We start from the raw sequence: 5295 nt of genomic DNA, 5'->3' as shown, positions 1-5295 counted from the left end.
CGCTCCAACACCGGGTCCATCAACGGCGAATGAAACGCATGACTCACCCGCAGTCGGGTGTGCCGCCAACCCCGCTCCCGCGCCGCGTCCGCGACAGCCGCCACCGCCGACTCCGCACCGGAAACCACCACGGAACGAGACCCGTTGACCGCCGCGATCCCCACCGCACCGGACAGCACCCCGGCGACCTCCGCCTCCGTGGCGTTGACCGCGAGCATCGCCCCACCCGACGGCAACCCCTGCATCAGCCCGGCACGCGCACACACCAAAGTGACCGCGTCATCCAGCGACAACACACCTGCCACATGAGCCGCCGCCACCTCACCCACCGAATGCCCCACCACGAAGTCCGGGGCCACTCCGAAGGACTCGAGAAGCCGGAAGAGTGAGACCTCGACCGCGAACAGACCACACTGCGCGAACAACGTCTCATCCAGCTCCACGCCACCGTCGAGAACCACCTCCCGCACCGGCCGCCCCAACACCGACTCCAACCGCCCACACACATCCGCGAACGACTCCCCGAACACCGGGTACCGCTCGACGAGTTCCCGCCCCATCCCCGACCACTGCGACCCCTGCCCCGAGAACAAGAACCCGGTGCCGCCCCCGTGTCCGGAGACACCGGAAACCGTGCCGTCGGCCAACTCCGCGAGCCCGGCCAGCAGTTCGTCACGGTCTGCGGCCACCACCGCACCGCGATACTCCAGAGCGGCCCGGGACAGCGCCGCCGCACGCGCCACCCCCGCGACGCCGACGCCCGGTTCGGCGAGCACGTACGCACGCAACCGAGCCGCCTGCCCCCGCAACGCCTCAGCACTCCGCCCGGACACCAACACCGGCACCGGCAACACCGGATCCGGAACAGCTGTCGGCTCGACGACCGGCGCCTGCTCGATGATCACGTGCGCGTTGGTACCGCTCACCCCGAACGCCGACACCGCGGCGCAACGCACGTCGGTCTCCGGCCAGGGCCGTGATGCGGCGAGAAGTTCCAGCGGGCCGCCGGCCCAGTCGACGTGCGGGGTCGGGGTGTCGACGTGCAGGGTGCGGGGCAGCACCCCGTGGCGTATCGCCTCAACCACCTTGATCACCCCGGCGACACCCGCGGCGGCCTGCGTGTGCCCGATGTTCGACTTCACCGACCCCAGCCACAACGGCCGCTCGCGATCGGCGCCGTAGACGCCGTGCAGGGCCTGTGCCTCCACCGGGTCGCCCAGCGAGGTGCCGGTGCCGTGCGCCTCCACCGCGTCGATGTCCCCCGGGGACAGCGCCGCGTTGGTCAGCGCCTCGACGATGACCCGGCGCTGTGCCTGGCCGTTGGGCGCGGTGAGCCCGTTGGACGCCCCGTCCTGGTTGACGGCGGAGCCGCGGATGACGGCCAGGACCGGGTGGTCGTTGCGCTGTGCGTCGGACAGCCGCTCCAGCAGCAGCATGCCGACGCCCTCGGACCAGCCGGTGCCGTCGGCGTCGGCGGAGAACGCCTTGCACCGGCCGTCGCCGGCCAGGCCGCCGAGCCGGTCGAACTCCACGTAGGTGCCGGGGGTGGACATGATGGTCACCCCGCCGGCCAGGGCCAGGGTCGTCTCTCCCGAGCGCAGCGACTGCACCGCCAGATGCAGGGTGACCAGGGAGGAGGAGCAGGCGGTGTCCACGGTGACGGCGGGACCCTCGAATCCGAAGGTGTAGGCGACCCGGCCGGTGGCGATGCTGGCGGCGTTCCCGTTGCCGATGAAACCTTCCAGTTCCTCGGGGACGCTGTCCATCAGTGTCGCGTAGTCGTGGTACATCACGCCGGCGAAGACGCCGGTGCGGCTGCCGCGTGCGGTGAGCGGGTCGATCCCGGCGCGTTCGAACGCCTCCCAGGAGGTCTCCAGGAGGAGCCGCTGCTGCGGGTCCATCGCCAGCGCCTCGCGCGGCGAGATGCCGAAGAACCCGGGGTCGAAGTCACCGGCGTCGGCGACGAACCCGCCGAGCCCGACCGGCAGTCCGGCCAGGTCCCAGCCCCGGTCGGCGGGGAACCCGGAGATCCCGTCCCGGCCGGCGGCCAGCATCTCCCACAGCTGCTCGGGGGTGCCGACGCCACCGGGGTAGCGGCAGGCCATGCCGACGATCGCGATGGGCTCGCGCCGGGCCTGTTCGATCTCGGCGAGCCTGCGCTGCGCACTCTGCGCCTCGCTCAGCGCACGCCGGAGATAGTCCCGGAGCTTGTCCTCGTTAGCCACGCGGTTCCCTTCCTCACCCTTGGTCGGCGCCGAGGCCGTCGACGAGGCCGAACAGTTCGTCGTCGGAGGCCGACGACAGGTCGTGCTCCGGAGCGGCGCCGGACTGTTCCTCGCCGCCGTACTTGGCGAGCAGCGCGGTGAGCCGCATGCGCAGCCTCGCCTGGTCCACGGCGCCGGGATCGGCGCCGGCCAGTGCTTCTTCGAGCTGATCGAGCCCGGCGAGCGGCGAGCCGGTCTGTGCGCCGTCGGCCGCGGGCATGGAGGTGTGCAGGTGCGCGGCCAGTGCGACCGGGGTGGCGTACTCGAACACCACCGCGGCGGGCAGCCGGACGCCGGTGGTCTCGGACAGCCGGTTGCGCAGTTCCACGGCGGCCAGCGAGTCGACGCCGAGTTCGGCGAAGGTGCGGTGTTCGGCCACGGCGGCCGGTGAGTCGTAGGCCAGCACCCTGGCCGCTTCGGCGCGGACCAGGTCCAGGAGCGCCTTCTCCCGGTCGGGTCCGGACAACGCGGCCGGCGCGGCGGCGGGTGCGGAGCGAGCGCCTGCGGCCGTCGCGGCGATCCTGGTGGACGTTTCCCGGACCAGGCCGCGCAGGACCGCCGGGACCGGGCCGCCTGTCCGCAGGGCCGTGCGGTCCAGGCGCATCGGGGCGAGTACCGGTTCGTCGACGGCTCGCGCGAGGTCGAACAGTTCGAGCGCTTCGGCGGTGGTCAGCGGCCGCAGCCCGGCGCGGGCGATACGGGCCAGGTCGGCATCGGACAGTTCGCCGGTGATGCCGCTGCGCTGTTCCCACAGCCCCCAGGCGAGCGAGGTGGCCGGCAGCCCGGCGGTGCGCCTGGCCCGGGCCAGCGCGTCCAGTGCGGCGTTGGCCGCCGAGTAGGCGCTCTGCCCGGCCGCGCCGAGCACCCCGGCGGCGGAGGAGAACAGCACGAAGTCGGTCAGCTCACGGTCCCGGGTCAGCTCGTCCAGCCAGCGTGCGCCCAGCACCTTCGGCGCCAGCACCGCCCGCAGCCGCTCCTCGGTGAGGCCGGTGACCAGACCGTCGTCCACCACCCCGGCGGCATGCACCACCGCCGTCACCGGATGCTCGGCCAGCAACGCGGCCACCGCGTCCCGGTCGGCCACGTCACACGCCACCACCGCCACCTCCGCCCCCAGTTCGCGGAGTTCGGCGGCCAGTTCGGCCGCGCCCGGGGTGTCCGGGCCCCGGCGTCCGGTGAGCACCAGTTCGCGTACTCCGCGGTCGCCGGCCAGATGACGGGCGAGGGCCGCACCGAGCGCGCCCAGCCCCCCGGTGATCAGCACCGGGCCGCCCGGATCCCAGGTGGCGCCGTCCCGGTCGGTGATCCTGGACAGCGGGACATGGGACAGCCGTGGCACGAGCACCGCGCCGTCGCGCACCACCAGTTGCCCGCCGGGCACGTTCCACGCGGCAGCGGAAATCCCGGCGCCGTCGGTGGTCGCAGCGCCACCGGTAGCCGCAGCGCCGCCGCTGCCAGCGGTGGCCGCGCTGCCACCACTGCCGTCGGTGGCCGCGCTGCCGTCGGTGGCCGCGCTGCCGTCGGTCCCGTCGGCGTCTTCGAAGTCGGCCAGCAGGAACCGGTTCGGGTGCTCCTGCTGCACCGACCGCAGCAGCCCCCAGACCGCGGCGGCGGCCGGATCGGTGCGGGCGTTCCGGGTCCGCAGCGCCAGCCGGGTGCCGGCGAAACGGTCCTCGGCCAGCCAGGTGCGTACGGCGCCCAGCGCCCGGCCGGCCGCGGCCACCGGATCGGCCTCGGCCCCGGCCGCCAGCACCACCACCTCGGGGAGCTCCCCGTCGGGCAGTTCGGCCAGCTCGGCGCAGTCCAGCACGGTCGGCTCCGGGCCGCCCGGCAGGGCGGCGGGCACCAACTCCTCGGCGTACAGCGATTCATGGTGGCCGAGTTGTTCGGCAGAGATCGGCCGGACCGCGAGGGACTCGACGACCCCGACCGGGGTGCCCGTCGCGTCGGCCAGTTCGATCCGGGCCGCCTCGGCGGCGACCGGGGAGATCCGCACCCGCAGCGCGGACGCCCCGGTGCGGCGCAGCGCGATCCCGTTCCAGGCGAACGGCAGCAAGGTGCGGTCGCCCTCGTCCTCGTGCAGGTAGCGCAAAGCGTGCAGCGACGCGTCCAGCAGGGCCGGGTGCAGCCCGTAGCGCCCGGCGTCGGTCAGATCGGGCAGCTCGATGTCGGCGAGGATCTCGTCACCGCTCCGCCAGGCCGCGCGTAGGCCCTGGAACGCCGGCCCGTACTCCAGCCCGGTGGCGGCGAACTCGGCGTAGACCGAACCGACGTCCAGCGCGACGGCGTCCGGCGGCGGCCAGGGAGCCGGCGCGTCGACAGGCTCCGCCGACACCGGGCCGATTACGGCACGGGCGTAGCAGGTCCACGGGGCGCCGTCCTCGGCCGGGCGGGCGTGCACGGTCAGCGGCCGCTCTCCCGCCGCGTCCCGCGCACCGACCCTCATCTGCACCTCGACCGCACCGTCCTCGGGCAGCACCAGCGGTGCCTGGAGGGTGAGTTCGGCGACCTCGCCGGCGCCGGTCTCCGTGGCGGCGTGCAGGGCCAGTTCGGCGAACACGCTGCCGGGCACGACAGTCGCGCCGAGCACGGTGTGCTCCCCCAGCCAGGGCTGCGCACGGGTGGCCAGCCGCCCGGACAGCAGGAAGCCGTCCTCCTCGGCGAACTCCACGGCCGCGTCCAGCAGCGGATAACCGTTCCGGTGCGGCAGTTCAGCACTGTCCAGCCAGTAGCGGCGGTGCTGGAAGGCGTAGGTGGGCAGGTCGACCCGGGCCGCGGCCGGCAGATACGACGCCCAGTCGACGACGCCGCCGTGCACATGGAACCGCGCCAACCCCGCTGCCACCGAACGGACTTCGGGCTGATCGCGACGAAGCAGCGGTACGAACACCGCCGTCGCGTCCTCCGGCAGACAGTCCGGCCCCACAGCGGTCAGTGCGGCGTCCGGACCGACCTCCACGAACCTCGTCACACCCTGCTCGTGCAGGCGGACAACCGCATCGGCGAACCGGACCGTGTCGCGGACATTACG

2 protein-coding genes are annotated in these 5295 nt (G+C 73.6%); both read right to left on the bottom strand.

Features of this window, described 5'->3' with window-relative positions:
- On the bottom strand, nucleotides 1-2225 hold a 2225-nt coding region (locus ABZ642_RS46315), incomplete at its 3' end, for a type I polyketide synthase (RefSeq protein WP_360497764.1).
- Nucleotides 2226-2238: 13 nt separating this feature from the next.
- Nucleotides 2239-5295, bottom strand: a 3057-nt coding sequence (locus tag ABZ642_RS46310; RefSeq protein ID WP_360497761.1) for a type I polyketide synthase, incomplete at its 5' end; no start/stop codon positions are given.

Origin of the sequence: Streptomyces sp. NPDC007157 (assembly GCF_040634235.1) — a bacterium.
Lineage (GTDB): Bacteria > Actinomycetota > Actinomycetes > Streptomycetales > Streptomycetaceae > Streptomyces.
This window is presented reverse-complemented; position numbering and strand designations above follow the sequence as displayed.